The 23,364-nt window shown below is 61.9% G+C and carries 22 protein-coding genes; 15 read left to right on the top strand and 7 right to left on the bottom strand.

Annotation, left to right across the window (positions count from 1 at the left end; genetic code table 11):
- Window positions 1–187: 187 nt before the first annotated feature.
- Window positions 188–1,312, top strand: coding sequence for an ABC transporter ATP-binding protein (locus HBOR_RS12775; RefSeq protein WP_006056342.1), 1,125 nt, complete (start codon window positions 188–190; stop codon window positions 1,310–1,312).
- A gap of 21 nt (window positions 1,313–1,333) precedes the next feature.
- Here HBOR_RS12775 and HBOR_RS12770 read toward each other — a convergent pair whose 3' ends face one another.
- Window positions 1,334–3,391, bottom strand: coding sequence for a glycoside hydrolase family 15 protein (locus tag HBOR_RS12770; RefSeq protein WP_006056343.1), 2,058 nt, complete (start codon window positions 3,389–3,391; stop codon window positions 1,334–1,336).
- Window positions 3,392–3,494: 103 nt separating this feature from the next.
- Here HBOR_RS12770 and HBOR_RS12765 point away from each other — a divergent pair, with 103 nt between their 5' ends.
- The gene (locus tag HBOR_RS12765; RefSeq protein WP_006056344.1) at window positions 3,495–5,555 is read left to right on the top strand and encodes an alpha-amylase family glycosyl hydrolase; all 2,061 of its coding nucleotides are present in this window, start codon (window positions 3,495–3,497) and stop codon (window positions 5,553–5,555) included.
- Between the two features lie 60 nt (window positions 5,556–5,615).
- A complete protein-coding gene (locus HBOR_RS12760) occupies window positions 5,616–6,668 on the top strand; it encodes a TrmB family transcriptional regulator (RefSeq protein ID WP_006056345.1) in 1,053 nt (350 codons plus the stop codon).
- Between the two features lie 286 nt (window positions 6,669–6,954).
- Here the strand turns inward: HBOR_RS12760 and HBOR_RS12755 are convergent, their stop codons facing one another.
- Window positions 6,955–7,866 (bottom strand): RIO1 family regulatory kinase/ATPase domain-containing protein, encoded by a 912-nt coding sequence (locus tag HBOR_RS12755; protein ID WP_006056346.1) that lies wholly within the window; start codon window positions 7,864–7,866, stop codon window positions 6,955–6,957.
- 166 nt (window positions 7,867–8,032) lie between these two features.
- On the opposite strand from HBOR_RS12755, the gene HBOR_RS12750 reads away from it, so the two are divergent.
- The 3 genes from HBOR_RS12750 to HBOR_RS12740 all read left to right on the top strand — a co-directional run bounded on the left by HBOR_RS12750 (window position 8,033) and on the right by HBOR_RS12740 (window position 10,849).
- Window positions 8,033–8,743 carry a hypothetical protein gene (locus tag HBOR_RS12750; RefSeq protein WP_006056347.1) on the top strand — a complete coding sequence of 237 codons (711 nt, stop codon included), beginning with the start codon at window positions 8,033–8,035 and terminating at the stop codon, window positions 8,741–8,743.
- A complete protein-coding gene (locus HBOR_RS12745; protein WP_006056348.1) occupies window positions 8,740–10,077 on the top strand; it encodes a hypothetical protein in 1,338 nt (445 codons plus the stop codon). The genes HBOR_RS12750 and HBOR_RS12745 overlap by 4 nt, the downstream gene beginning before the upstream one ends.
- 85 nt (window positions 10,078–10,162) lie before the next feature.
- The gene (locus tag HBOR_RS12740; RefSeq protein WP_006056349.1) at window positions 10,163–10,849 is read left to right on the top strand and encodes a hypothetical protein; all 687 of its coding nucleotides are present in this window, start codon (window positions 10,163–10,165) and stop codon (window positions 10,847–10,849) included.
- A 51-nt stretch (window positions 10,850–10,900) separates the two neighbouring features.
- Here the strand turns inward: HBOR_RS12740 and HBOR_RS12735 are convergent, their stop codons facing one another.
- Window positions 10,901–11,365, bottom strand: coding sequence for a DUF4112 domain-containing protein (locus HBOR_RS12735; RefSeq protein ID WP_006056350.1), 465 nt, complete (start codon window positions 11,363–11,365; stop codon window positions 10,901–10,903).
- A 143-nt stretch (window positions 11,366–11,508) separates the two neighbouring features.
- Between HBOR_RS12735 and HBOR_RS12730 the strand changes: the two genes are divergently transcribed.
- The 3 genes from HBOR_RS12730 to HBOR_RS12720 are packed head-to-tail and all read left to right on the top strand — an operon-like array spanning window position 11,509 to window position 13,498.
- Window positions 11,509–11,868 carry a hypothetical protein gene (locus tag HBOR_RS12730; RefSeq protein WP_006056351.1) on the top strand — a complete coding sequence of 120 codons (360 nt, stop codon included), beginning with the start codon at window positions 11,509–11,511 and terminating at the stop codon, window positions 11,866–11,868.
- A 45-nt stretch (window positions 11,869–11,913) separates the two neighbouring features.
- Window positions 11,914–12,636, top strand: a complete 723-nt coding sequence (locus tag HBOR_RS12725; protein ID WP_006056352.1) for an SDR family NAD(P)-dependent oxidoreductase — start codon at window positions 11,914–11,916, stop codon at window positions 12,634–12,636.
- A 37-nt stretch (window positions 12,637–12,673) separates the two neighbouring features.
- Entirely contained in the window at window positions 12,674–13,498 is an 825-nt protein-coding gene (locus HBOR_RS12720; RefSeq protein ID WP_006056353.1) for a lipoate--protein ligase family protein, read from the top strand.
- 76 nt (window positions 13,499–13,574) lie between these two features.
- On the opposite strand, the gene HBOR_RS12715 is transcribed toward HBOR_RS12720, so the two are convergent.
- Window positions 13,575–14,105: a peroxiredoxin family protein gene (locus HBOR_RS12715; protein WP_006056354.1), complete on the bottom strand. Its 531-nt coding sequence runs from the start codon at window positions 14,103–14,105 to the stop codon at window positions 13,575–13,577.
- A 132-nt stretch (window positions 14,106–14,237) separates the two neighbouring features.
- On the opposite strand from HBOR_RS12715, the gene HBOR_RS12710 reads away from it, so the two are divergent.
- From HBOR_RS12710 to HBOR_RS12700, 3 genes are all read left to right on the top strand, one after another.
- Window positions 14,238–15,107, top strand: coding sequence for a deoxyribonuclease IV (locus HBOR_RS12710; RefSeq protein ID WP_049890496.1), 870 nt, complete (start codon window positions 14,238–14,240; stop codon window positions 15,105–15,107).
- A gap of 63 nt (window positions 15,108–15,170) precedes the next feature.
- Window positions 15,171–16,586, top strand: coding sequence for an endonuclease/exonuclease/phosphatase family protein (locus HBOR_RS12705; RefSeq protein ID WP_006056356.1), 1,416 nt, complete (start codon window positions 15,171–15,173; stop codon window positions 16,584–16,586).
- A 46-nt stretch (window positions 16,587–16,632) separates the two neighbouring features.
- Window positions 16,633–17,436: a class I SAM-dependent methyltransferase gene (locus HBOR_RS12700; RefSeq protein WP_006056357.1), complete on the top strand. Its 804-nt coding sequence runs from the start codon at window positions 16,633–16,635 to the stop codon at window positions 17,434–17,436.
- Between the two features lie 43 nt (window positions 17,437–17,479).
- Here the strand turns inward: HBOR_RS12700 and HBOR_RS12695 are convergent, their stop codons facing one another.
- On the bottom strand, window positions 17,480–17,695 hold the full coding sequence (locus tag HBOR_RS12695) for a zinc ribbon domain-containing protein (protein ID WP_006056358.1): 216 nt from the start codon (window positions 17,693–17,695) through the stop codon (window positions 17,480–17,482).
- A 126-nt stretch (window positions 17,696–17,821) separates the two neighbouring features.
- Here HBOR_RS12695 and HBOR_RS20050 point away from each other — a divergent pair, with 126 nt between their 5' ends.
- The gene (locus HBOR_RS20050) at window positions 17,822–17,986 is read left to right on the top strand and encodes a hypothetical protein (protein ID WP_006056359.1); all 165 of its coding nucleotides are present in this window, start codon (window positions 17,822–17,824) and stop codon (window positions 17,984–17,986) included.
- 54 nt (window positions 17,987–18,040) lie between these two features.
- On the opposite strand, the gene HBOR_RS12690 is transcribed toward HBOR_RS20050, so the two are convergent.
- Complete coding sequence (locus HBOR_RS12690; RefSeq protein ID WP_006056360.1) at window positions 18,041–18,685, bottom strand: DUF7095 family protein; 645 nt, start codon at window positions 18,683–18,685, stop codon at window positions 18,041–18,043.
- A gap of 131 nt (window positions 18,686–18,816) precedes the next feature.
- On the opposite strand from HBOR_RS12690, the gene ncsA reads away from it, so the two are divergent.
- Window positions 18,817–19,785, top strand: coding sequence for a tRNA 2-thiolation protein NcsA (ncsA, locus tag HBOR_RS12685; protein WP_006056361.1), 969 nt, complete (start codon window positions 18,817–18,819; stop codon window positions 19,783–19,785).
- 173 nt (window positions 19,786–19,958) lie between these two features.
- Window positions 19,959–22,082 (top strand): plastocyanin/azurin family copper-binding protein, encoded by a 2,124-nt coding sequence (locus HBOR_RS12680; RefSeq protein WP_013440680.1) that lies wholly within the window; start codon window positions 19,959–19,961, stop codon window positions 22,080–22,082.
- A gap of 73 nt (window positions 22,083–22,155) precedes the next feature.
- Here HBOR_RS12680 and ftsZ read toward each other — a convergent pair whose 3' ends face one another.
- The gene (ftsZ, locus tag HBOR_RS12675; protein ID WP_006056363.1) at window positions 22,156–23,364 is read right to left on the bottom strand and encodes a cell division protein FtsZ; all 1,209 of its coding nucleotides are present in this window, start codon (window positions 23,362–23,364) and stop codon (window positions 22,156–22,158) included.

Raw genomic sequence — 23,364 nt, 5'->3', positions numbered from 1 at the left:
TTCGGATAGCGCACGATTTTTCATCCAATAGCGACCGCTCTGCGGCGGTTCAACAGTCGGGGTAGAGCGCCGCTCGTCAGATCATACTGTGTCGCCAACACCTGGTTCAAAACTACTACGAAATGGTACCTCACAAATTCTATTGAGAGGGCAAGAACTATATCGCGCCGTCACAAGCATCGGTCAAATGGCAACTGTAACGCTCGATAATCTCAGAAAGGAGTTCGATAACGGCCGTATCGTCGCGGTGGACGACGTTTCCTTCGAGGTGGAAGACGGGGAGTTCGTCACCGTGGTCGGCCCGTCGGGGTGCGGAAAGTCCACCACGTTACGGATGATTGCTGGATTGGAGTCTCCAACCGGCGGGTCGATTCGTATCGGCGGCGAGGACGTGACAGACGTTCACGCGCGAAAGCGCGATGTGGCGATGGTGTTCCAGAACTACGCGCTGTACCCGCACAAGACTGTGCGGCAGAACATGGCGTTCGGTCTGCGAATGAGTACGGATCTCTCGAAGGCCGAACGAAACCGCCGCGTCGAAGAGACGGCGGAGATGATGGATATCGAAGATCTGCTGGACGACAAGCCGAACGAACTCTCCGGCGGACAGAAGCAGCGCGTCGCCCTCGGGCGTGCCATCGTGCGCGAACCCGACGTGTTCCTGTTCGACGAACCGCTGTCGAACCTCGACGCCAAGCTCCGGACGACGATGCGGACAGAGATTCAGCGTATCCAGAACGAACTAGGAATCACGTCTATCTACGTGACACACGATCAGGAGGAGGCGATGACGATGGGCGACAGACTCGCTATTCTGAAAGACGGTATTCTCCAACAGGTGGGCAAGCCGAAGGACGTGTACGAGAACCCGACCAACAAGTTCGTCGGTGGGTTCGTCGGATCGCCCTCGATGAACTTCGTTGACGTGGAAGTGACCGGCAGCGGCGGATCGGTGACGCTCGCGAACGATGATGGCTTCGACTACTCGCTTACGGGTGACGTCGCCCAGCGCGTCTCGGAATCGGGGTCGAAGACGGCCCGACTCGGTGTCCGCCCCGAGGACGTAACTGTCGTCACCGGCGGTGCAGGGATTCCGACGACGGTAGACGTGGTCGAACCCATTGGCTCCGATAACTATCTCCATCTCGATGTCGGCACGGACTTCATCGCTCGTGTTGACTCCGACGTGGAACCGACTGTCGGCGACACGATCGAGATCACGTTCGACCAGTCGGCCGTTCACTTGTTCGACGCGACCGGCGGCGACGCGTTGTTGTCCGGCGCAGAACACAGAGAAGTTCCGGCGCGGTAACTCCGCACTTCAGTCCTTGTCTCAGTCGTCCGCGACGACCGAGCGTTCTTCGAAGAGTCCGTACTCGTCCATCAGTGCCACCGTTGCCAGTCGAAGCGCGTGGGGCCATCCGAGCGGTGTCGCGCTATCTGGTGTCCCGTCGTCGAACACTTGCTCTGGGAGGTAGCCGCCCTCGGTGGTGAGGGGTCCATCGGGCAGGACGAGAGCCAACAGGTCTCGTGCCGTCTCCGCAAACGCCTCGTTCCGCGCGTCGTCGCTGTCGGCCAACAACGCACTCAGACTTGCGGCGGCGTGTGCGCCCCACGCCGTCGAAACGGTCCAGATCTTCTCGTGGTCCTGTTCGCGCATCCGCCAGTCGTCTCCCTCGTAGCGGATCAATCCCTCGACCGAACTCTCGGCAGGGTCGTGATACAGTTCGTCGATAACGGTCTCGACGTGCGAGACGAGTCTCTCGATCCGTTCGACGTCAATCTCTCCCACCTCCGCGTACGTCCGGTGAGCGTCAACGAGTGCGAGCGTCGCAGAGTCACAGCGGTCGTCCAGCCCTGACTCTTCGTGGTCGTCGGCGTACTCGCGGAGAGCGTAGATGCCGCGCGACGGGGCCCAGAAGTCGTCGATAGCCTCGTACACCTCGTCGGCGCGTGCCTTCGCCTCGGCGGCGAGGTCGCTGTCAGTGGCGGCGAGTGCAGCATACCCCTCCAAGAACGTCGCCGCCGTGTGAGTGAACCGACCTGACATGTTCTCCCACGCGTTCTGGCAGGTAATCGGGCGGCCGTCCGAGGCGAGCGTGTCGTTCAGTCCGGCGAGTGCGCGTTCGAGTGTCTCGATGACGCGGTCGTCGCCTGTGTCGTTGAGGTACCTCGCCAAGTAGGCGACGACACTCCCCGTCTGGTCGGCCTGATAATCCACATCGGACCCGGATTCGAGACGCCCGTTCGCCCATCCCGGCGCGAGCTCGCCGCTGAACGGCCAGACACGGTGGGGCCACGATCCGTCGTCAAGTTGCGTTTCTCGGTACGCCCGCGCGCTTCGGTCGTGCCAGTCGTCCAGCGCCAAGTCGAGATATCGGTCACTCTCGAAGAGGAACCGCGAAATCTCAGCGTCGTCGCGGAACCACGTATAGCCGTACCCACCGGAGTAGGCGTAGTAGGGGTCGAAATCGGGACCAGCGATCCGGAGGCCGCGCCGACCCGAGAGAAGCGAGAGGACGTGCAAGTCAGTAGCGACTGCGTCGCCGTACGGGGCGTCCGCGACGGTATTGGTGGTGTCGGCGGCGACTCGCGCTAGTTTCTCGGCGTCGTAGTCGGCGGCGGCCGAGCGTACCACGTCGAGTGCGTCCTCGCGGGTGTGCTCGGAACGGGAGGTCAGATACGTGGCGACGGTTGCTGTGCCGTCCGTCGTGGGGACGACGCCGACGACATCGCCGCTGAGATGGCCTTCCTCGTACCGGTCGTCGGTGACCGGGCGCGGATACGTCGTCGGTTCGTCGTCGACGAACGACTCGAACGTGCCGAACGCCTCGCCGCGGAGTTCTTCGAATCCTGTCGCACTCGCCACGTAATCTGTCTCTTCGGCGTGGTAGACTTCGACTGCGTCGCCGTGACGGAGCTGTGCGATCTGCGTGTCCCGGCCGCCGGGTGCGAACCCGATGCAGGCGACCACGGCAAGATTCTCGTCAGCTTCGGACGCATCGAAGTGGGTAACGTGTGTCTCCCCAACGGTGCAGTCGTACTGCGTCACCGGTCCGTAGGGTGTCTCGTGTTCGGTGACGATGAGCGTCGTATCCGTCTCGTACCGCTGTGTCGCCGCCGAAGCTTCGAACCACGCTGTCTCCCCATCAATCTCTCCCTCGTTGTCATTCTCCTCGTCGCACGGCCGGACACCGAATCGAGAGCGGACGATACCCGTTAGGCCGACGAGCGGATAACTGAAGTCTCGTATCTGCCCGCTCTCGTCCACGTGGACCAACCGCCCGTCACGACCTGAGAAGCGTCCGGCTGTCGTCCGACGTTCGCCGGGAAAACGCGTCCGATGCGCTCGGTTGCGTTTGTAGTCCTTCAACGCGTCGCGTAGTTGCATTGCCCGCCAGTCCCACTCCGAGGGTAATAACTTTGGTGTAATTGCCGTTCACAAATTTCCAATACTCCGAAACAGTCAAACCGCTCCGCTCGCCTGTGTGAGTATGCACCATCCCGGACCCCCGCGGTTCGTCCACGTCGGCGACGCCGTGGAACTCGCCCCGCGAAACCCCGATGCGGCAGAGACCTTCCGTTGGAAACTCGTCGAACAACCCGAAGAAAGCGGCCTGACAGTCGGTGACGGGGCCGTCGTCCACCTCGAACCGGATGCCCCCGGCATCTACCGACTCGAACTCGACGCACCCGACGGGCCACACCGACAGACCGTCCGCGCGTTTCCGGATCCGCGCCAGACAGCGGCGTTTCGCGTCGAGGCGTCAGACGTGGCTGTAGACCCCGACTCGGTCGAGAATATTTCGGTCATCGGTCCGTTCAACGACTTCACGATGGGCCTCACCCGACCGACGTTCGACGGCGAGGCGTGGACCGCGACTGCGACGCTGCCACCCGGAACACACGACGCTATTTTCGCGTTCGACGACGACTTCGACACGTTCGCCACGACCGAGGTGACCGTCGAGGGGCCGGGTCGTCCCCGACTTCGACTCGACGCTGTCCGAGAGGGTGACGAACTCATCGTGAGCGCGGACGCAACGGCGGCCCCGGACGGTCACGACCCGACGGTCGAGTTCTACCTCGACGACCGCGATGAACTCACTATCGAAGACGTGTCCAGAGCGGGCGACGAACTCCGTCTCCCCGTCGCGGCCGTCTCCGAGACGACGCGTATCCACGCGGTTCCAGTCGCGGAACGTCATGGCCTCTCGGATACTCTCGAACTCTCTGCTGAGGGTACTGACGTGACGGTCTCCCACCCCGCGGACGCGCCCGAGTGGGTCGAGGACGCTATTGTCTACCAGATATTCGTCCGCGAGTTCGCGGGCGAGACGGTGGACACGACGTTCGAAGAGATCGAACGACGCGTTCCCTATCTCGAACATCTCGGCGTCGATACGGTCTGGCTTACTCCCGTCTGCAAGAGTCCGACGCACCACGGCTATCACATCACTGATCTATTCGACACTGCGGACGACCTCGGGACGAGAGCGGCGTTCGAATCGCTCGTGGACCGCCTGCACGAGTCGGGAATCCGCGTCGTCTTCGACCTCGTGATAAACCACACCTCGCGCGACCATCCCGCATACCAACTGCACGAGGCGGGCGTCGAAGGGTACGAAGACCTGTATGAACGTGTCTCGGACGGACGCAACGTGTCCGACATCGACTGGTCGGCCGACGGCGCGCCGGGAGTCTACTTCAACTGGTGGCAGATTCCGAATTTGAACTACGACTCCCTCCGCGTCCGCGAGTGGATGCTTGACGTAGTGGATGAGTGGGCACCGCTCGTAGACGGGTTCCGCTGTGACGTGGCGTGGGGCGTCCCGCACGGGTTCTGGAAGGAGGTCCGTGCGCGTCTCAAGCGCGAGTACCCCGACTTCCTGCTCTTGGATGAGACCGTCCCGCGGCGGCCGGCGTTCCGCGAGAACGAGTTCGACCTACATTACGATACGGACCTCTACGACGCACTTCGTGACATAGGGAACGGTGAGAAATCCGCGACGGCAATCTTCGACGCTCTCGACGCGTCCGCCCGCCTCGGCTATCCCGACGAGGCGGTCCACATGCGCTACGTTGAGAACCACGACGAGGATCGGTATCTCGACGAATGCGGGGCCGATGCCCTGCGCGCCGCCGTCGCGGTGACGTTCACGCTCCCCGGAACGCCGCTCATCTACTACGGACAGGAACGCGGCGTCACCGAACAACGTGGCACGATGCGCTGGCACGACGGCGACGACGACCTGACCGATTTCCACCGCCGTCTCGTCGGACTTCGCCAGTCCGAACCTGCCCTCCGTTCTGGGTCGGTCGAACCCGTCTCCTGTTCGGTCTCGGGCGCCGATGCGTCCACTGTCGTCGCATACGAGCGCACGGCGGGTGACGACTCCCTCCTCGTCGTTGTTAACTTCGGCGCGGACGACGCGACAGTGTCGTTTGATGGCGAGGTGGACCTCTCGGCCGCGACGGACCTGATTTCGACTGCGAACGTCGGCTCAAACGAGAGTATCCACATCACGGACGCTGTCGTCTTGCGTCTCGACTGACCGCTGGGCCTACCTCCAGTTTCAGGGCAGTATAAGTGACCGTGTTCTGCATGTATTCTCATGGATGACGCCGCTCTCATCGAACTGCTCCAGCGGTTCGGGTTCTCTGATAAGGAGATTGATACTTATCTCACGATTCTCGAACTCGGCGAGGCGAAGGCGAGCACTATCGCCGAGGAGGCGGACGTTTCGAAACGCTACGTCTACAGCATCGCCGAGAAACTCCAGAGTCGCGGCTTCGTCGAGGTGAACGATCACGCCGTGCCGACGACCATCCGCGCACAACCGCCAGCGGACGTGGTGGAGTCGCTCTCGACGGATCTCGAAGAGATGCGACCCGCCTTGGAGTCGCGGTTCTCCCGCGCGGCCCCGCGTTCGGAGCGGTTCGAGGTGGTGAAATCGCGGGTGACGGTTCTGAAGCGCATCGCCGAACTCATCGACCGCGCCAACAGCGAGGTAACGCTTGGTGTGCCGTACTCGCTCGTTGATGAGATGGCCGACGAACTGCGCGACGCCGTCGATAGAGGCGTTCTCGTCCTGCTCATCGTCACCGGCGTCAGCCCTACCGACGACCTCGAACTCTCGGGTCTCGCGTCGGTAGCACGGGCGTGGGAGGAGCCGATGCCGACCATGCTCTCTGTGGATCAGGAAGCAGGTATCGTCGCGCCGACGGAGATGCTCACGCGGTCGAACAGCGCCGCGCAAGCGATTGTTCTCGCACAGGAGCAACTCGGCCCGGTCCTCGTCGGTTCGTTCCTCGGGAATTACTGGCCGATGGCCGCAGAGACGTACACCTGTGATCTCGACGAACTCCCGGCGACGTACGACGACTTCCGGCATGCGGTCCTACAGGCGACGCTCCGCGCTCGGACGGGGACCGACCTCGTCGCCCACGTTACCGGGCGTCCCGTCCACGTCGAGAACGGCCCCTCGGAGTTATCAGGCACCATCGTAGACATCCGACAGGGACTGCTCGAACCCTCGACTAACTCTTTCCCCGTCGAGAACACGCTGGTGATCGAAACCGATGACGGGACGTTTAGCATCGGCGGAAAGGGTGCGTTTATCGAGGACTTCGAGGCAGACACCGTCGAACTCCGTCACCTCGGCTGAACGACGACACGACTTTCGCTTCACTGCGGACCAGCTGTTTTCATCCCGATTGCCGTTCTGTGAGAAGCGTCTCTATCGACCGGGTACGTGTTCTACCAGTCGAACGGTCTCTGCGAGCGATAGCGGAGACGGATTCGGAACGAGAACCCAATTTGATATTGCACTATGCAATATATTTCCGTTTTCAGCGACGAGTGCAGATGCTCGTTATTCGTCCGTTTCTCCAAGCGAGACGCTGTTTTACGGACTCTGAGCGTGATCTGACAGCAGAAATCGCGGCGGCAGGTTAGTTAGCGAACGCGCGGACCGTTTGGAACTCGTTTTCTGCGACGGCGTCACATAGCGACGGCTCGTCGATGTCATCGGGTATCGACGCGGGATATTTCCGTCTGAAGTAGCCGAGAACGTTCTTCACGTCGCGTTCGAGGAGTTCACGCGCGTTGTCGTGGTCGGTCGAAACCGCCTGCGGCCAATCGAAGATAATTACGCCCTGCTCACCGACCGCGACGTTGTACTCGCTCATGTCGGCGTGGACGTACCCGGCGTCGTAGGCTGCCGCCACCTCGTTCAGCACGAGGTCGAGGACGCCAACCACTTGATCGTCTTCGAGTTTCGCCCGGTCGAGTTCGACGCCTCCGAGTTTCTCCATCACGATAGCGTGGCGGTTCTGGTCGATGGGCCGAGGGACCGACACGTCGGGATAGAGGTCTTCTAACACCTCGTACTCGCGCTCGGCCGCCTTGCGTGCGGTGTACAGCCACGATACGTGCTGGTTGTCGGAGGTGTATTCGCGTTCGCGCATCACCTCTCGGAAGTTCGTGTATCCCTCGCGGTGGAACTTCAGCGCCAGCGGTTTGTACGACTGCACCTCGAACACGTCGCTTTCCTTCCCGACGCCGAGGGGGGCACCGACACCTTGGATGGTGTCTCGTTTCGAGAACGTCCGGAGGGCTAAGGCGTCGTAGCCTTCGACGGCGAGTTTGTACCCCTCGTACTGGATAGTCTTGCGTTCGACGAGGTCACGTCGCATGCAACGGTTCAGTCGGTATTCTACGTTCTCCGGTGTGAGACCGGAGAGGTCGGGGAGTTTGCCGCGGTTCACCCACTCTCCGAAGCGCATCCCCTGCTCGACGCCAGAGAGGAGGTAGAAGTCCTCGGATTCGAGTTCGGCCATCACACCCGCGACGTTCCGCACCATACCGGAGGGACGCCCGCGATACCTAAAAGGACCCCGAGTCGAGGGCCAATAAACTGGTAGGCGCGATATAGAATTGGGGCCGCGGTTCCTTGCGGGGTGCCGAACCTCCGGCTACGACTCCGATCAAATCCCCAGCGCTTACGAGTGTCATTTGTCTATAGCGTGTATGGCCCTCCTTACGCGCAGGCGACTCCTTCAGGGAACAGTCGCGCTTGTCTTGGGAACAGCCGGATGCAACGGGCAGAACAGTTCGACAGAGGGAACAGCCGTCGTAGGCGGCCGTCCAAAAGACAGGGTCGTTCCGGAACACTACGAGTTGCGGAATCCGGTGAACGAGCCACCAATCTGGCTCCCAGACGAGACCGAAACGGGTCAGACCCCGTCCGACGAACCACAGAAACGCCCACTGGTCTATGAATTAATCGCTAGCACGGAGAAGGCCGACCGTCTCCAGTTTGCGGACATCAAGGGTGTAGACGAAGCACAGCAGTTCGTGAACGAGACGGACTTCAATAGCGAGACGCTGTTCATCCAGACGCGGAGCATCGAATCTTGTCACACGCTCTCGCTGTGTAACGTTTCGTGGAGCGACACCGATATCCATGCCGATTACGGGAGCACCTACCGCGATGTTGACGTTCGCTGTGAAGTCGATACCAAGGATTCGGTGTCGATGTTAATTCGGATTCCCGAGGTACTCGATCCCGATACCGTCACCAGCCACGGGTCGAGTTGGAGAAGTAGCGGGTGTCACCGCCGCGTCCCTCCGGACGACAGGACGACGACTGAACCGCCGAACTTCGGGCCGAAGACGGCAGGCGACGGGTCCACGACTGACGCCGCAACCGAGAACGCGACTGAGGAGCGTACCCAATGACCGACAAACTCACCTCGACCACTCGCCGTGGATTCCTCGCGTTGGCGGGAACCGCCGCCCTCGCCGGGTGTAGTGGACTCAATCCGCTCTCTGAGGACGAAGAGACGAGGATAGACGCGACGGCGTTGCAGGAGGCCATCTCGGGTGACGCTCCGGCAGTAACGTCTCTGGAACCCGTGAACATCGAGCAGTCGTATATCGACCGGAGCGTGACGGAGGCCCGCGAGCGACTGTCCACGGTTCCGGCACCGTTCGACGCCGAGGAAATCCCGAACGGCATGATTCGAGCCGACCTCACGGACGAGTACGAGGAGGCCAAAGCGGACATCGAGGACGTCACGAACGCGGAATCAACCTACGAGGCGTTCCAGCAACTCCGCGGCGCTCACGAGTCTGTTCGCACTGTTGCTGCTGGATGGCGTGCGATAGATGGCGACGTGACGTACGGGGACATTCAGGCGGAGATCCCGACTGTCCGAGACGATATGGATGGCTTTCGCGGCCGGTGGCGGTACGTTGGAGACGACCCAATTCGTGCGGTGTTGGCGCATGCGGCAATTGAGGACCGCGTTTCGTACACCGGTCGGCGACTCCAAAACGACCGTGTCGAAACACGATCCGACTCGAAGAATCCCATCTTGCTCGGCGAGTTCGCGGGAGAGATCACGGCGGCCCGAGTCTCGTTGCAGTGCGGGGAGTATCTCTACGACCGATTCACCGCCTCGCTGGATGAGACGCGCTCGGTCGGTGCTGGTCTCCGTGCCGCGGGCGAGACGCTGTCATCGAGACTCGACAAACGGCGCAAAGCGCTTCCGGAACCAGACCGTGACCCGTCATCCTACGTGGACGCGGACGTAGAAGACACGCCCATCGGCTATGCGCTCGATGACCTCCAACGTAACGTGGCGTTTGCCCACGGAATCGACAACGAGCGGGCCACTGGACAGCGTGCGAATCTCGTCCTCTCGGCGTTCTCGACGTTGATCCGGATTCGTGCGTTTGAACGACTACGCGAACGGGCCGAAAACGATGACTACGTTACCGTCGAGAGCGCAGACGACGTTCGGAAACTCCGAAACCGAGCGGTTGATGCGGTCGAGTCGGCAAAGGAGTCGGGAGAGCATCCGCGGCTTAACCGTTATTCTCTCCGGGATGTGGATCATTTCGACTACGTATCCAGACGACTTGGTCGGTATACTGACGAGGAAGATGGTGGAGTTTCTGCCCGGCGGATAAACGACATCGTCGAACAGTACGTGCTGATTGAAGCGATCGCGCAAGCAACGCCGAAGACGAGCGCGGAGGCCGCCGACGTGATTCAGTCGAATATGTGAGGCCGTCACTGGTCGGGCCGGACTCTTGGGTCGAATTGACTCCTCGCCGGTAACTTTCTTGTTCTCTCACTGTTATCTTCGCGTCATGCCTTCCGCCCGTCAACTCGTCCTCGTCATCGCCATCCTCTCACTCGCTGTCGCCGTTCCCGCAGCAGCGCTCGCCCCTCCCCGTGCCGCTTGCGGTGTCTGCACTGACGCACTCGATACCGCCGCCGCTGAGAATGGTATCACGCTCGAACGAGAACAGTCGGCGATGGCCGTGGACGTGGCGGAGAACGGCTCGACGCGGTGGACTGCGCGCGTCGCTCTTGCCGCGGGAGCAGACAGACTGACGAACGACACCCTCCGGTCGAACGTCGTCGCCGATGCGATGGAGCAGACGTACGCCCCGGCGACGCCCGAGAACGTATCAAGTCACCTCGACGGCGACACACTGGTCGTCACGTACCGCGATACGGACGCAGTTACGTCTGAATCCGACGTTCTCCTGTTTACTTCCTTTCACGCCTCCAGTCCAGTGAATCCGTTCCTTATCGGCGGTGAAGGGACGGTCTACGCCGGCGCGGACGAACTCACGGTTCGCGCGCCGGACGGGTACGCGGTTCAGGGCGGCTACGGCGACGCGACGACGACAACAGATACCGTTCGGTGGTCCGGCGACGCAGCAGGCGAATCGTCTATCGACCGGTCTACGACTATCGCCTTCGTGCGTGAGGACACGTGGTTCCCGGGAGTTCGTGCCTCGTTCGCGCGCCTCGTCACGAGTTTCTAATGCCACACGTTTCTGACAGCGTTTGCGTTGCGACGCAGTCGGGCCGTGATCTCACTTTATGTCGATGGTGATGGGGCCTTCGTCCTCGTCTCCGTCGTCGCCGAACTCGTCTTCGAGGTCCATGCCGTCCGTGAGTTCTGCGAGCGCCATCTCTACGTTCCACTTGTTCGCCTTCCAGACCGCGTCAAAAAGGACGCCGACGTACGGTAGCGACCCGCCAGCGGTGTCGATGGCGACGTTTGCGATCATCACTAACAGCGTTTTGTACGAGACGCCGAGTCGGGCCGATTCGAGGACGATGTACAGCGAGAACGCGGCGCTCACCACGTCGCCGACGACGGGGACCGTGCCGAGCACTGGGTCGATGCCGACACGACTGTTCGTTCCCGGAATCCCCACAAGGTCGTCGAGAACGTACGCGACTGATCGCATCCGCTCGACGGCCGCTTGGTCTACGCTCTCGGGTATCTCTCCACCGTAGCCGTCTCGCCCGTTTGCGATGTCATCTCGTACCATACTTTTCGTTCGAGCTAACGCTCTAAAAGCCCGATGGCGAACGTTCTCGCCCGTGTGTCTTTCTTTCCGCCGCCGAACGCGGCGGTCGCCGATGCGAAGCCGACGGGACTACGTTTATCACCTCGCTCGAAAATCACCAGACGATGGTCGATGGAATCGAATTGCCGGAGGAGTTACTCCGAGCGAAGGTCAAGGGCGAACGTGCCGGCGCGGACGTCGCCGGGATGCAGTACATCGGGTACGAAATCGGGCTGACGAAAAACAGCCTTCACGTCTACGGAAAACACTGTAACGCCGACATCGCTGACGAGGACTTTCGCTACATGATAGTCCCGCTGGAGAGCATCCGGGCGATCAAGATGGCCGACATGAAAGACCGGGGCCGGACAATCGAGATTCACCTCGGCGAGGAGGACGACATCACACTCCACAGCGAAGGTCAAAAGTCACTCGGCAAGAACCTCCGTCGCCTCTTTCTGCTCGTCTCTCGTCTCCTCGCGTAGGACTGTACCGACTCATTCACGTAAGTGGCAGTCGTCGCTACTGACATGACTCGGACTGCCGTCGTCGTCGGCGCATCGTCCGGTATCGGCCGCGCTCTCGCTTCCGAACTGGCTGACGCCGGATACGAGGTCGGTCTCGCGGCGCGCCGCCTCTCGAAACTCGAATCGCTCGGTGCGGACCTCCCGACGAAATCGTACGTCGCGCGCATGGACGTGTCGGATCCCGACGAGGCTAGAGACCGGATGGACCGTCTCGCCGATGCAATGGATGGTGTGGACCTCGTCGTCCTTTCGGCGGGCGTCGGTCACGAAAACCGCGAGTTAGCGTGGGAGCCAGAACGCGACACTGTGGACGTGAACGTCCGCGGATTCGCCGCCCTCGCCACGTGGTCGATGGAACACTTCGAGTCCCGCGGCGGTGGCCACCTCGTCGGCATCTCGTCAGTTGCGGAGTTCTTCGGTAACCCCGTCGCGCCTGCCTACAACGCCTCGAAGGCGTTTGTCTCGCGCTATCTCGACGGTCTCCGTTCTCGCGCCGTGGCTTCGGAGGCGGACATTACCGTGACGGACGTGATCCCGGGATTCGTGGATACGGAGATGGCGATTGGCGAGACGTTCTGGATGGCCTCTCCCGAGACGGCCGCCGAACAGATTCACGCCGCGATTCGCGCCGAACGGAACCGCGTGTACGTCACTCGTCGGTGGCGACTCGTCGCCCTCCTCGTTCGACTGCTGCCCGAATTCGTGACGCGCCGCGCGTTCGACTGACGAAACCGCTTTCTGGAGGTCTCCCGTAGCGGCCAGTATGACCGACGACGCCCCGAGCGGTCCGTTGGCCGACCGGGAGTGGCGACTGATTCCTGAAGAACGCAGAGACGGTGCGATGCAGATGGCGCTGGACGAAATTGCCGCTGAGACGGCGGCCGACGGCGGGCCGCGAACGGTCCGCGTCTATCGCTGGGAACCGAGTACGCTTTCTCTCGGCTACCACCAAGACCCCGAGACGGTCGATTGGGGGCTTTGCGAACGCGAGAATGTCACCGTCACCCGCCGACAAACCGGTGGCGGCGGCATCTACCACGACTACGACGGTGACATCTCCTACTCCATCGTCGCGCCGAAGGCGGAACTGCCGGGCGACCTGATGGAGAGCTATCACCTACTCTGTGAACCCATCCTCGATGCCTTCGCTCGTCTCGGCGTCGCCGCCGACTTCGTCGAAGAATCCATGCCGGAAATCTGGCATCCAGCGTGTTACCTCCGCGAACTACACCCTGCACACGATGTGGTCGCAAACGGAAAGAAGGTCAGCGGAAACGCCCAGTACCGCCGGAACGACGCGGTCATCCAGCACGGGTCGCTCACGTACTCGGTAACGGAGGCAGCGCATCTCGACGTTTTCGCAGGCCACGATGTGACTGATTCGACGTTCGAGGCTCGCGTCGGCGGCATCGACGAATTTGCGGACGTAACTCGCGAGGAAGCCGTTTCAGCGGTCGAATCTGCGCTCGCTGACTGGGCGGATGCGACGGTCGGCGAGTGGACTGCCGACGAACTCGAACGCGCGAGAGAATGCGCCGAGGAGAAGTACGCCGACGACGAGTGGGTCCGACGGGACCCGCGTAGCTAAGGACCGCACGTCTCCGTTTGAAATCCGAGCGTCCGCGGTAGAATTCGAGCGTCTCCGTTAGAACCCGAAGCCTCCGTTAGAATCCGAACGTCTCCGTTTGGTCAATGGTTAACTCGTCAACGATTGCCTCGTGTATCTCGCTGACGGGTGGGGTGTCACGCGTCGGGTCCATCCAGTGTTCGCCGATCCATTTGTAGCGGACTGTCATCTCTTCATCGACGAGAAAACAGGACCGGTGTGCGCGGTGTGACAGACCGAACGCCTTGTACCGTACGCCGAACGCGTCGGCTAGTTCGAGGGTAGTGTCTGCAAAGAGCGGGAACCCGAGGTCGAACTGGCTGATGAACTTCCGATGGAGTCGCTCGCCGGATTTGCTCGCACCGACGACCTGCACCGCGTCACCGCTTGCGAACCAGTCGAAATCGCGGAATTCACACCATTCAGAGATGCAGTCGGGACTGAAATCGACGGTGTAGAAGTTCAACAGAACCGGCTGTTCCTCCACGAGTTCCGACAGTGAGGCTGTCTCCGTTTCCCCGTCAGGCTGAACCAACGATTGCTGTACGTCCGGAACTGTCTCCCCAACCGCAATCCCCACATCTGACATACACTGTCCGTAAACTGTCCTGATTAATAGCAGTTCTCTCCCTTTCGGTCAATCCACGACCTTCCGCTGTGGTCATCCACCCGGTGGCCGTCGTCCGAAGTCACTATAGGTGCCTACTTCCTGCGGTCTGTCATGCGAGTCGGAGCACACGTCTCAATGTCCAGTTCGAAAGTCTCCTCGGACGAGGAGACGCCGCCGCACGGGAACGTCGCCAACGCCGTCCACAGACAGGTCGCCTTCGGCGGCAACTGCGGGCAGATATTCACGACGTCGCCGCAGGTGTGGCGCGACCCGGATATCTCCGATGCGGAGGCCGAACTCTTTCGGGAGGAAACGGCCGGTAAACTCGACGGCCCGTGGGTCATCCACTCGTCGTACCTCGTGAACCTCTGTACGCCGAAAGACGACCTCCGACAGAAGTCGCTCGACTCCATGCAGACGGAAGTCGATATGGCGGCGAAACTCGGCATCGAGTACGTCAACGTCCATCTCGGCGCGCACACCGGCGCGGGAGAGGAACAGGGTCTCGACAACGCCGTCTCCGTTCTCGATGAACTCGATATTCCGGACGACGTGACTGTCCTCATCGAATCCGATGCGGGCAGTGGGACGAAGATGGGCGACGAATTTGAACACCTCGCGTACGTCCTCGAACAGTCCGAACAGGACCTCGATATCTGTCTCGACACCGCACACGCCTTCGCCGCCGGATACGACCTCTCGACTTCTGACGGTGTCGAGGAGACGGTTGCGGAACTCGACGACGTGGTCGGCCTCGAGCATCTCGCGTGCGTCCACCTGAACGACTCGAAACACGAGTGCGGGACGAACAAGGACGAACACGCTCACATCGGTGAAGGCCTCATCGGCGAGGAGGGGATGCGCGCGTTCATCAACCACCCGGATCTTCTGGACGTGCCGCTCGTCTTGGAGACGCCGACGGAGAACGGCAAAGGCTTCGCGTGGAACATCGAACGCGTGCGCGAACTTCGCGAGTCGTAATTCACAGTCCCTCCAGTTTTCTCGGCCCGAGGTTTCATCACCAGCAAGGCATAACTCGGCGATATGTCTCCCCGCGATACGTTCGCTCTTTCCCGACGGTCTGTCCTTCGCGCTGGTGCCGCTGCAGGACTCGGCCTCACGGTGCCGTCTGTCGGCGCAGCGGACCAGTCGCGTTCGACGGAACTGACCGTCGCAACGCGGAATCTCGGTCTCGGTGCGAATCTGTTCGCCCTGTTTCTTGTCGAGTCCAGCGACGAACTCGCTCGGACCATCGGTGACCTGTACATGGACATCGAACGAAGCGCTCCGTCGGCCCGGATGCGTGCTATCGCGGACGAACTCGCCCGGACACGACCCGATGTCGTTGGCGTGCAGGAGGCCGCACTCATCCGAACCGAAACGCCGGGCGACGGCGGAGAGGATGGACTTGACGCCGAGGCTGTCTCGTTTGACTTCCTCGACGAACTCACCGCCGCGCTCGATGAGACGGGTACACCCTACGAAGTCGCACAGGTGAAGACGACCGCCGATGCGGAGTTTCCCGGACTCGTGGATGATGAGCGAATCGACGTGCGACTCACCGACCGGGACGTGTTCTTGGTTCGCTCCGACGCGGATGTGACGGTATCGGACAGTTCCGCCGGGACGTTCGATGAGGCTCTGGAAATCCCCGTCGGCGACGACCGAACGTTTCGCGTCGAACGCGGGTACGGCGTCATCTCCGCGACCGCCGATGGTCGGGAGTTTACCGCCGTCAACACGCATCTCGAAGCATCATCCGAGAGCGTGCGCGGGTCGCAGGCCGACGAACTCGCTTCCGTACTGGACGACATCGATGGCCGGACGGTCCTCCTCGGTGACCTGAACGACGGTCCTGCGTACAAAAACGGAGCGTACGAAACGCTCACCTCGAATCTGGCGGACGCGTGGAAGCAGGCCCGCTCGGATGCCGACGGCTTCACCTGCTGTCGGTCGGCAACGCTGGACGGCGAGGAATCGATGCCCAAGCGGGTCGATCACGTTCTCGTGCGTTCCGGAGTCGCCGCGACGGACGCGAAGTTGATCGGTGCCGGTGCTGAGAGCCGCCTGCATACGACTGTGAACGGGTCTTCGCGGACGCTCTGGCCGTCCGATCACGCCGGCGTCGTGGCGACGCTCGAACTCGGGTCAGGGGTCTCGTCGGCGGCCAACACTGAGACTGGTGCGGTGGCGGAGACGACTGCGACGGGCGGAAATGGGGGAGACAGCACTGCGACTCCGTCGGATGAGGACGCATCGACCGCGGACGACCAATCGAATGAGTCACACTCGACGACGATCCGTTCGCCGTCGTCTCCGTCACCGTCTCCATCGGCATCGCCTGCATCGTCACCCGGCGAGTCGGGAACTGCGACTGAATCACCGGGTTTCGGCCCGCTCGTCGGCGCTCTCGGTGTTCTCGCCGGAGTTGCGGAACGTCTTCGACGACGGGGCGACTGAGAACTGACCCGCGCTGCTTTTGTCCGTCCACCGAGAACGCCGGGGCGTGCGGAAGTTTTCGCCCGAGTACCTGCGGCGGACGCGCGAGGGGATGTGGGACGACTCCCGTGACGCCCTCCAAGACCTGTCGCTACCGGACCGGTCGCGCGTGTTAGATGTCGGATGCGGCACCGGTGAACTCTCTCGCGTCCTCGACGCGGAGACGCCCGGCGAGGTGGTCTGTCTCGACGCCGATCCCGAACTCCTCCGCGTCGCACGCGAGGCGGCCGACCTGCCGACCGTCGTCGGCGACGCCACGCGCCTGCCGTTCCCGGACGATACCTTTGATCTCGTGGTGTGTCAGGCGCTTCTCGTGAATCTCCCGCGACCAACAGACGCCATTGAGTCGTTCACCCGCGCTTCTTCGGATCTCGTCGCTGCCGTCGAACCGGACAACGCCGCCGTCGGCGTCGATTCGACTGTCTCGGCGGAAGTCGCACTCGAACGGTCCGTCCGCGAGTCGTATATGGCGGGCGTCCAGACCGACGTGGCGCTCGGTGACAGACTCCCCGACATCTTCGAGTCGGTCGGTCTGTGCGACGTACGAACGCGCCGGTACTTCCACCGAAAGCTGATCGAACCGCCGTACGACGATGCCGCTCTCGAAGATGCCGCACGGAAGGCAAACGGGACGGGACTGGCCGCTCACGAGACGGAACTTCGGCGGACGCTGTCTGACGACGAGTACGACGCCCTCAGACGTGACTGGCGCGAGATGGGTCGTACGGTCGTCGAACAGATGCAGGACGAGCGATACCGACGGGCCGAAGTCGTCCCGTTCGATGTTGTCGTCGGACGCGTCCCCGAGTGAACGGAAACGAATGAGCCGTGCTAACGGACCGACCCGCCGTCGGTTACCCGAGGAATAGGTCAGCGAGATTCCCGCTGGACTTCTTGCGGTACAGTTCCGAGTAGCCGCAGCTTGCACACGTTACAACCGTGAAACTGCGATTCTGTACGTCGAAGAACTTTGAGAGGCCAGTACCACTGGTGGCGATGCTGTCCATCTCCGTTTCCGTGTGGCCGCATTTCGGACAACCGCGGTCGCCGTTGCGTGCTTCGTGACTCATGCGTCTGTAACTTTGCTGCCGGCGTCGTGTAATTTTCCGGGTTAGTCGCATGGCTTTCGTGACAATTGCGACAGACACGTCGTTCGCGGGGTAACGCCTACACCGTCGGTTGACGAACCCGTAGATATGGTCATAGAGTTAGGGTTCTTCGTCCTGTTCATGCTGCTCGCAATCGGTGCCCCGCTCGTGCTGTACGGGTTCATCAGGAAGGAGACGAGCGATCAGCAGACGATGGACCGCAGCGACGCCGAACGCGCGGCACAAAAAGAATCACGTCGCCGGCGTCGGTGAGGTGGTTAGACACGCCGTCGTCGATCGATTCCTCCACCGCCACGTCCGATTCAGCTACACCACGTCGCCGCGTACCGTCGAACCGGTCTGTGCGGCGCGGTAGTCGCGGACGGCGTCGGCCGCCTCCGACGCCGATTCGTCTTCCATCCCGAGCATTTGCAACGCTTCGGGGAGCGTCGGGAAGACGAGTTCGCCCGCTCGGAGCTTCTCAAGGGCGGATTCGGAGCGTTGACTGTCGGCGTACAGGCAGACGCCTCGCGGGTCGAGAATTTGCTCGTAAGCGTCGCGTGCGAGTGCGCCCTTCAACCGTTGCGTGACGTTGTCCTCGAATGAGGCGTTGCACACTTCGAGATGGACGGGTTCGTCGTCCAGGAGGAGGTGTGCAGCCAGACATTTTTCTGGGGCGGCGTAGCCGTTGGCGTTGGCGCGGAGGTGTTCGGGGTAGGTGTCGGCCCACTCGGCGGAGACGCTCTTGCCGACGCCTTTCACACCGTGCGATTGCTCGAACTGTTCGCCGAGTTCGCTGTCCCCGCGCATGAGGAGGTCCTTCGTGACGTACACGTCCAGTCGTTCGATGGGGTCGAGTCCGAGCGCAACGTCGCCGTACACCCACACCTCGCGGACGGGGACGGGCATCGGATCGGATTCGACGGCGTCGAGAATCGCCTCCACTCGGTCGATAGCGCGGCCGCGTTCCATACCCCCGACTCCGACTTCTGGGGACAAACGGGTTTCGACGCTCGTCGCACGCCGTCCGCCGCGGGCTTTGCGCCCTTGGCGTCCGCGCGGAGACGAAACCCGTATTCGTCCCGGCGGGTAAGCGGGTGGTGATGGAGTGCGACAAGTGCGACCGGGACGCGGTGATGCACGCGGGGTATTCGGGGGCACATCTCTGTGAGAATCACTTCTGTGCCTCGGTGGAGAAACGCGTCCGCGGTCGGATTCGCAAGGACAGCCTCGTCCCGCGGGATGCAACGCCCGAGGACCCCGAGCGCTGGGTTATCGGCCTCTCTGGCGGGAAGGACAGCGTCGTACTCACCCACATCCTCGACGAAACCTTCGGGAAAGACCCTCGCATCGAGATGATGGCGCTGACCATCCACGAAGGAATCGAGGGCTACCGTGACGAGAGCGTCGAGGCCTGCGTCGAACTTTCGGACGACCTGCAGATGCGACACGAACTCGTCACCTACGAGGAGGAGTTCGGCGTCCAGATGGACGATGTTGCGCGTGAGGACCCGGAGAATATGGCTCCCTGTGCGTACTGTGGTGTCTTCCGCCGCGACCTCTTGGAATCGTACGCAGAGGAGTTCAGCGCGGACAAACTACTCACGGGTCACAATCTCGATGACGAGGCGGAGACGGCGTTGATGAACATCCTCGAAGGCGACGTAAAGCAGATGGCAAAACACTTCGACGCGAGTCTCGGCCCGTTCGACGAACGCAACCCCTCCGATGATTTCGTCCCGCGAGCGAAACCCCTCCGCGACATCCCCGAGAAGGAAGTTGCCCTGTACGCTCACCTGAAGGACCTTCCCGCACACATCACGGAGTGCCCACACGCCTCCGAAGCGTTCCGTGGCGAGATTCAGGAACTCATGCTCGATTTAGAAGACGACCATCCCGGGACTCGTCACTCGATCATGTCGGGCTACGAGGAGATCGCCGAGATGGCGGCCGACCGGTACCGCAGCGGCGACGACGACGTAGACTTGAACGACTGCGAACGCTGCGGGTCAAAGACGGCGCGCGACGTGTGTCGTAAGTGCCGTCTGCTGGAGTCGATCCGGGCTGTCTGACGCCGCTGCACGCGCTTTCCGCTTCCTTTTCTCACTCGGTTGGTCGTTACTGCTGCTACGGACAGTTCCGGGTCCACGCTTGTATCTATCGCGCTCGTGTGCCCGCGTTACCCGTGCAGACACCACGCACCGCCGCCATGGGGTTATGATCCCTATCGCACATCCATAGAACGATGCAACAGCGACGTAGACAGTTTCTCAAACTTACCGGAGTGGGTCTCACGGCATCGTTTGCTGGCTGTGCGGCCAACGAAGATGAGGGCACAGAGACGACGACGGAAACGGCGACTGCCACGCCGACACCGACGGCTACGGGCGGCAGTCAACCACCGGGTGCGGACGTACTCGGCGGGCCGAACGACTTGCAGTCGGAGGCGTCGATTCGGGCGGCCGTCCTCGACGGCGACCAAGGAGCGGGAAAGTTCGTCTTCACGCCCGCCGTTGTCTGGGTGGAATCGGGAACGACCGTCTCGTGGAGCATCGAAGGGATGGCTCACTCGGTGACGGCGTACCACGAGGACAACGACAAACCACACCGCGTTCCGGAGGGGGCGTCCGCGTTCGATTCGGGCACGCTCGAAGCGGGCACGACGTTCGAACACACCTTCGAGACGCCAGGCGTTTACAACTACTACTGTACGCCGCACGAGGGGCTGGGAATGGTCGGATTGGTCGTTGTCGATGCTCCGCAGGGCGGTCCGGGGACGACCGACCCCGCAGAAGACCTCTCGGGTGCTGCGGCCGAACACCTCTCGATGCAGTTAGACGCGGCGGGTATCGGTGAAGGTGGCAGCGAGGCGACCGCCGGCTACGCGTGGAGCGACGCAACGTGGGACTCGTACTGGTATTCGCTGTACAACATGAGTACCAATATCGCCATGAGCGGCAACGGGGTGTTGTTCCCGCACAACGAGGAGCAACAGCAGGCCTTCGACAAGCGAGTTCCGGCGATGCTGAAGCACGCCGATGCGGATAAACCGCCGGTGAAGAAGCCCAATCTGAACATGGCTCCGTTCACAACGGGCGACCCGAACTTCACGCAGAACCCCGTCTTACAGGGCGAAGACGGTCGTCCCGACGCGTCCACGCTCAAATGGGACCTCTCGAAGTCCTCGAAGGTGGTCAGTCCGGCGTCAGTGGCGTGGACACATCTGAAAGGCGTCACGTGGGCGAAGAATTTCCAGACGCACTTCGACACGCTCCCGCCGGGGATTGCGGCGAAGTTCCGCGCGCAGATGTTGACGACGTTGGCCCAGATCGGTGTCAACGCGACGCTTATCGCGGGTGGCCCGAACGAGAACGGCGCGCTGACACAGGCGGACGGGAGCTTCCCGCTCGTTTCAGGCTTCAAACCGGGAACCGGCGAAGTCGTCGATGGTGAGTCGCGTCCGAACCAGCACGCGGCGATGCTGTGGTATCTCTCGAACCTCAACAGTCTCGCACAGAACGGCTGGTTCGGCTACGTGAATCCCGAACCGCTCGTCCCCGCGAAAAAGATTCAGGCGCTCACCGACGGGATGGCAAAAGCGACGATGCAGACGTTCGACCCTGAGACGATTCTCTCGACGGGGACGACGCGCGACCTCGGCGTGATGCTCGGCGGCGTCGGATGGTACGGAACACAGGCCGGATCAGCGGAGATGCGACAGTCTGCGGTCGAGTACGCGAACGCGCTCGCATCGGCCATCGAAAACAACCACGCCGGGAACGGCCGCATCGAGAACGGGGCCGAGAACGACGCCGCCACGCAGGGGGTCGTCGCACAGGGTCTCCTCTGGGCCGACCAACTCTCTGGCGTAGACACTCAAGAACTGGCTACTCCGGTGGTCGGATACCTGCTTGACGAACTCTGGGATGCGGACGCCGGGACGTTCGCCAGTTCGCCCGACGCGACGACGTATCACATCACCTCCCGCGATGCAGGTGATACGACAGGCGGGCTCAACGCCGCGGACGTTCTGCTCGACGTTGACGTACAAGAGACGTACGCGCGCTACTTCAACCAGACGTTCAACCGAGGACGCCTCCAGCGTGCGGAGCGACCGCAGTCACGCGACACGAACGCCGAACACACGCTTCCGCTCCCGCCGGCCGCCGGGGGCGAGTTCGGACAGGCGGCCGTCTACAACGACGCCGTCGAGTACGACACCGAGTCGGACGCATGGGCTGTTGTTGACGATGGATTCACGACGGCAAACGCGCTCTACTTAGCGAATCAGGATATCTGGATCAGCCAGTGGGGCGGCGACTTCTATCGCGGACGCGGTGTGCCGGGTCAGGCGGAGACGCCGCCGTAGTCGCGCCCGCGTAGCTACCGATTTGCGTCTGTGAGAAATAAGAGAGAAAAACCGACGCCGTGCCGCTTTCCGACTATCGGATGACGTCGAGACCGTTCTGCTTCTCTTCGGTCTGATCACGGCCGCCGTCGGATTGCCACGACCCCGTGGAGGAGGGGGCCTGCGGCTGCCGCGAACTCGAACTGGAACTCGAACTAGTGTCGAACTCCGAGCTAGTTCCCTGTATACTCTGACGGGACTTATCTGCCTGTTTCTGCGTTGAGGGTCCGAGTACCTGTGCCGACTGGACGCCGGTCATGATGGCCATGACGCGGACTTTGCCCTTGTATTCGTCCTGAATGCGAGCGCCCCAGATGACGTTCGCGGAGGCTTCCAGTCGCTCGGTGATGTTGTTCGCAATACCCTCGGCCTCTTTCAGTGTGAGGTCGGGACCGCCAGTGATGTGGACTAAGCCGCCGGATGCGCCGCGATAATCCACGTCGAGAAGTGGGTGGTTCATCGCGTCGTTGACCACTTCTTGGGTCTTGTTCTTGTCTTGCGTCTCGCCGACAAGCATCACCGCGACGCCGCCTTGGTTCATGATGGTAGACATGTCGGCGTAGTCGAGGTTGATGAGCGACGGCTGCGTGATGGTCTCAGAGATGCCCTTGACCGTCTCCGCGATGATCTGGTCCATGACGGAGAACGCCTTCCCGATGGGAAGGTTGGGGACGTAATCGAGCAGACGGTTGTTGTCGAGGACGATGATAGAGTCCGCTTCGTTGCGGAGTTTCTCCAGACCTTCCTCGGCTTTCACCGTCCGCGCACGCTCGACGTTGAACGGAGTCGAGACCATGCCGACGACGATTGCGCCTTGCTCTTTGGCAATCTTCGAGACGACGGGTGCCGCACCGGTCCCGGTACCGCCACCCATACCGGCTGTGACGAACACGAGGTCGGCGTTGCCGAGAACTTCTTTGACAGTTCCCTGTGCCATCTCGGTCGCGCGCTCGCCCATCGAGGGATCGCCACCAGCACCGAGACCCTGCGTGAGAGATTTGCCGACGAGAATCTTCGTGTCGGCTTCGATCATTTTCAGGTGCTGTTTGTCGGTGTTGATGGCCACCGTCTCAGCACCGTCAACGCCGATGTTGTAGAGGCGGTTGACGGTGTTGTTTCCTGCACCACCACACCCGACGATGACGATTCGGGGATTCCCGAACTCCTCGTCGTCGGATTTGGCTTCTGCATCGCGCTTTTCGGCCTCGTCACGCTCCATGGCTTCTCTGACGATATCCTGCAT

Source organism: Halogeometricum borinquense DSM 11551, from assembly GCF_000172995.2.
GTDB classification, from domain to species: Archaea; Halobacteriota; Halobacteria; order Halobacteriales; family Haloferacaceae; genus Halogeometricum; species Halogeometricum borinquense.
Note: the sequence above shows the minus strand (reverse complement) of the source record. Positions and strands in the feature narration are given on the sequence as shown.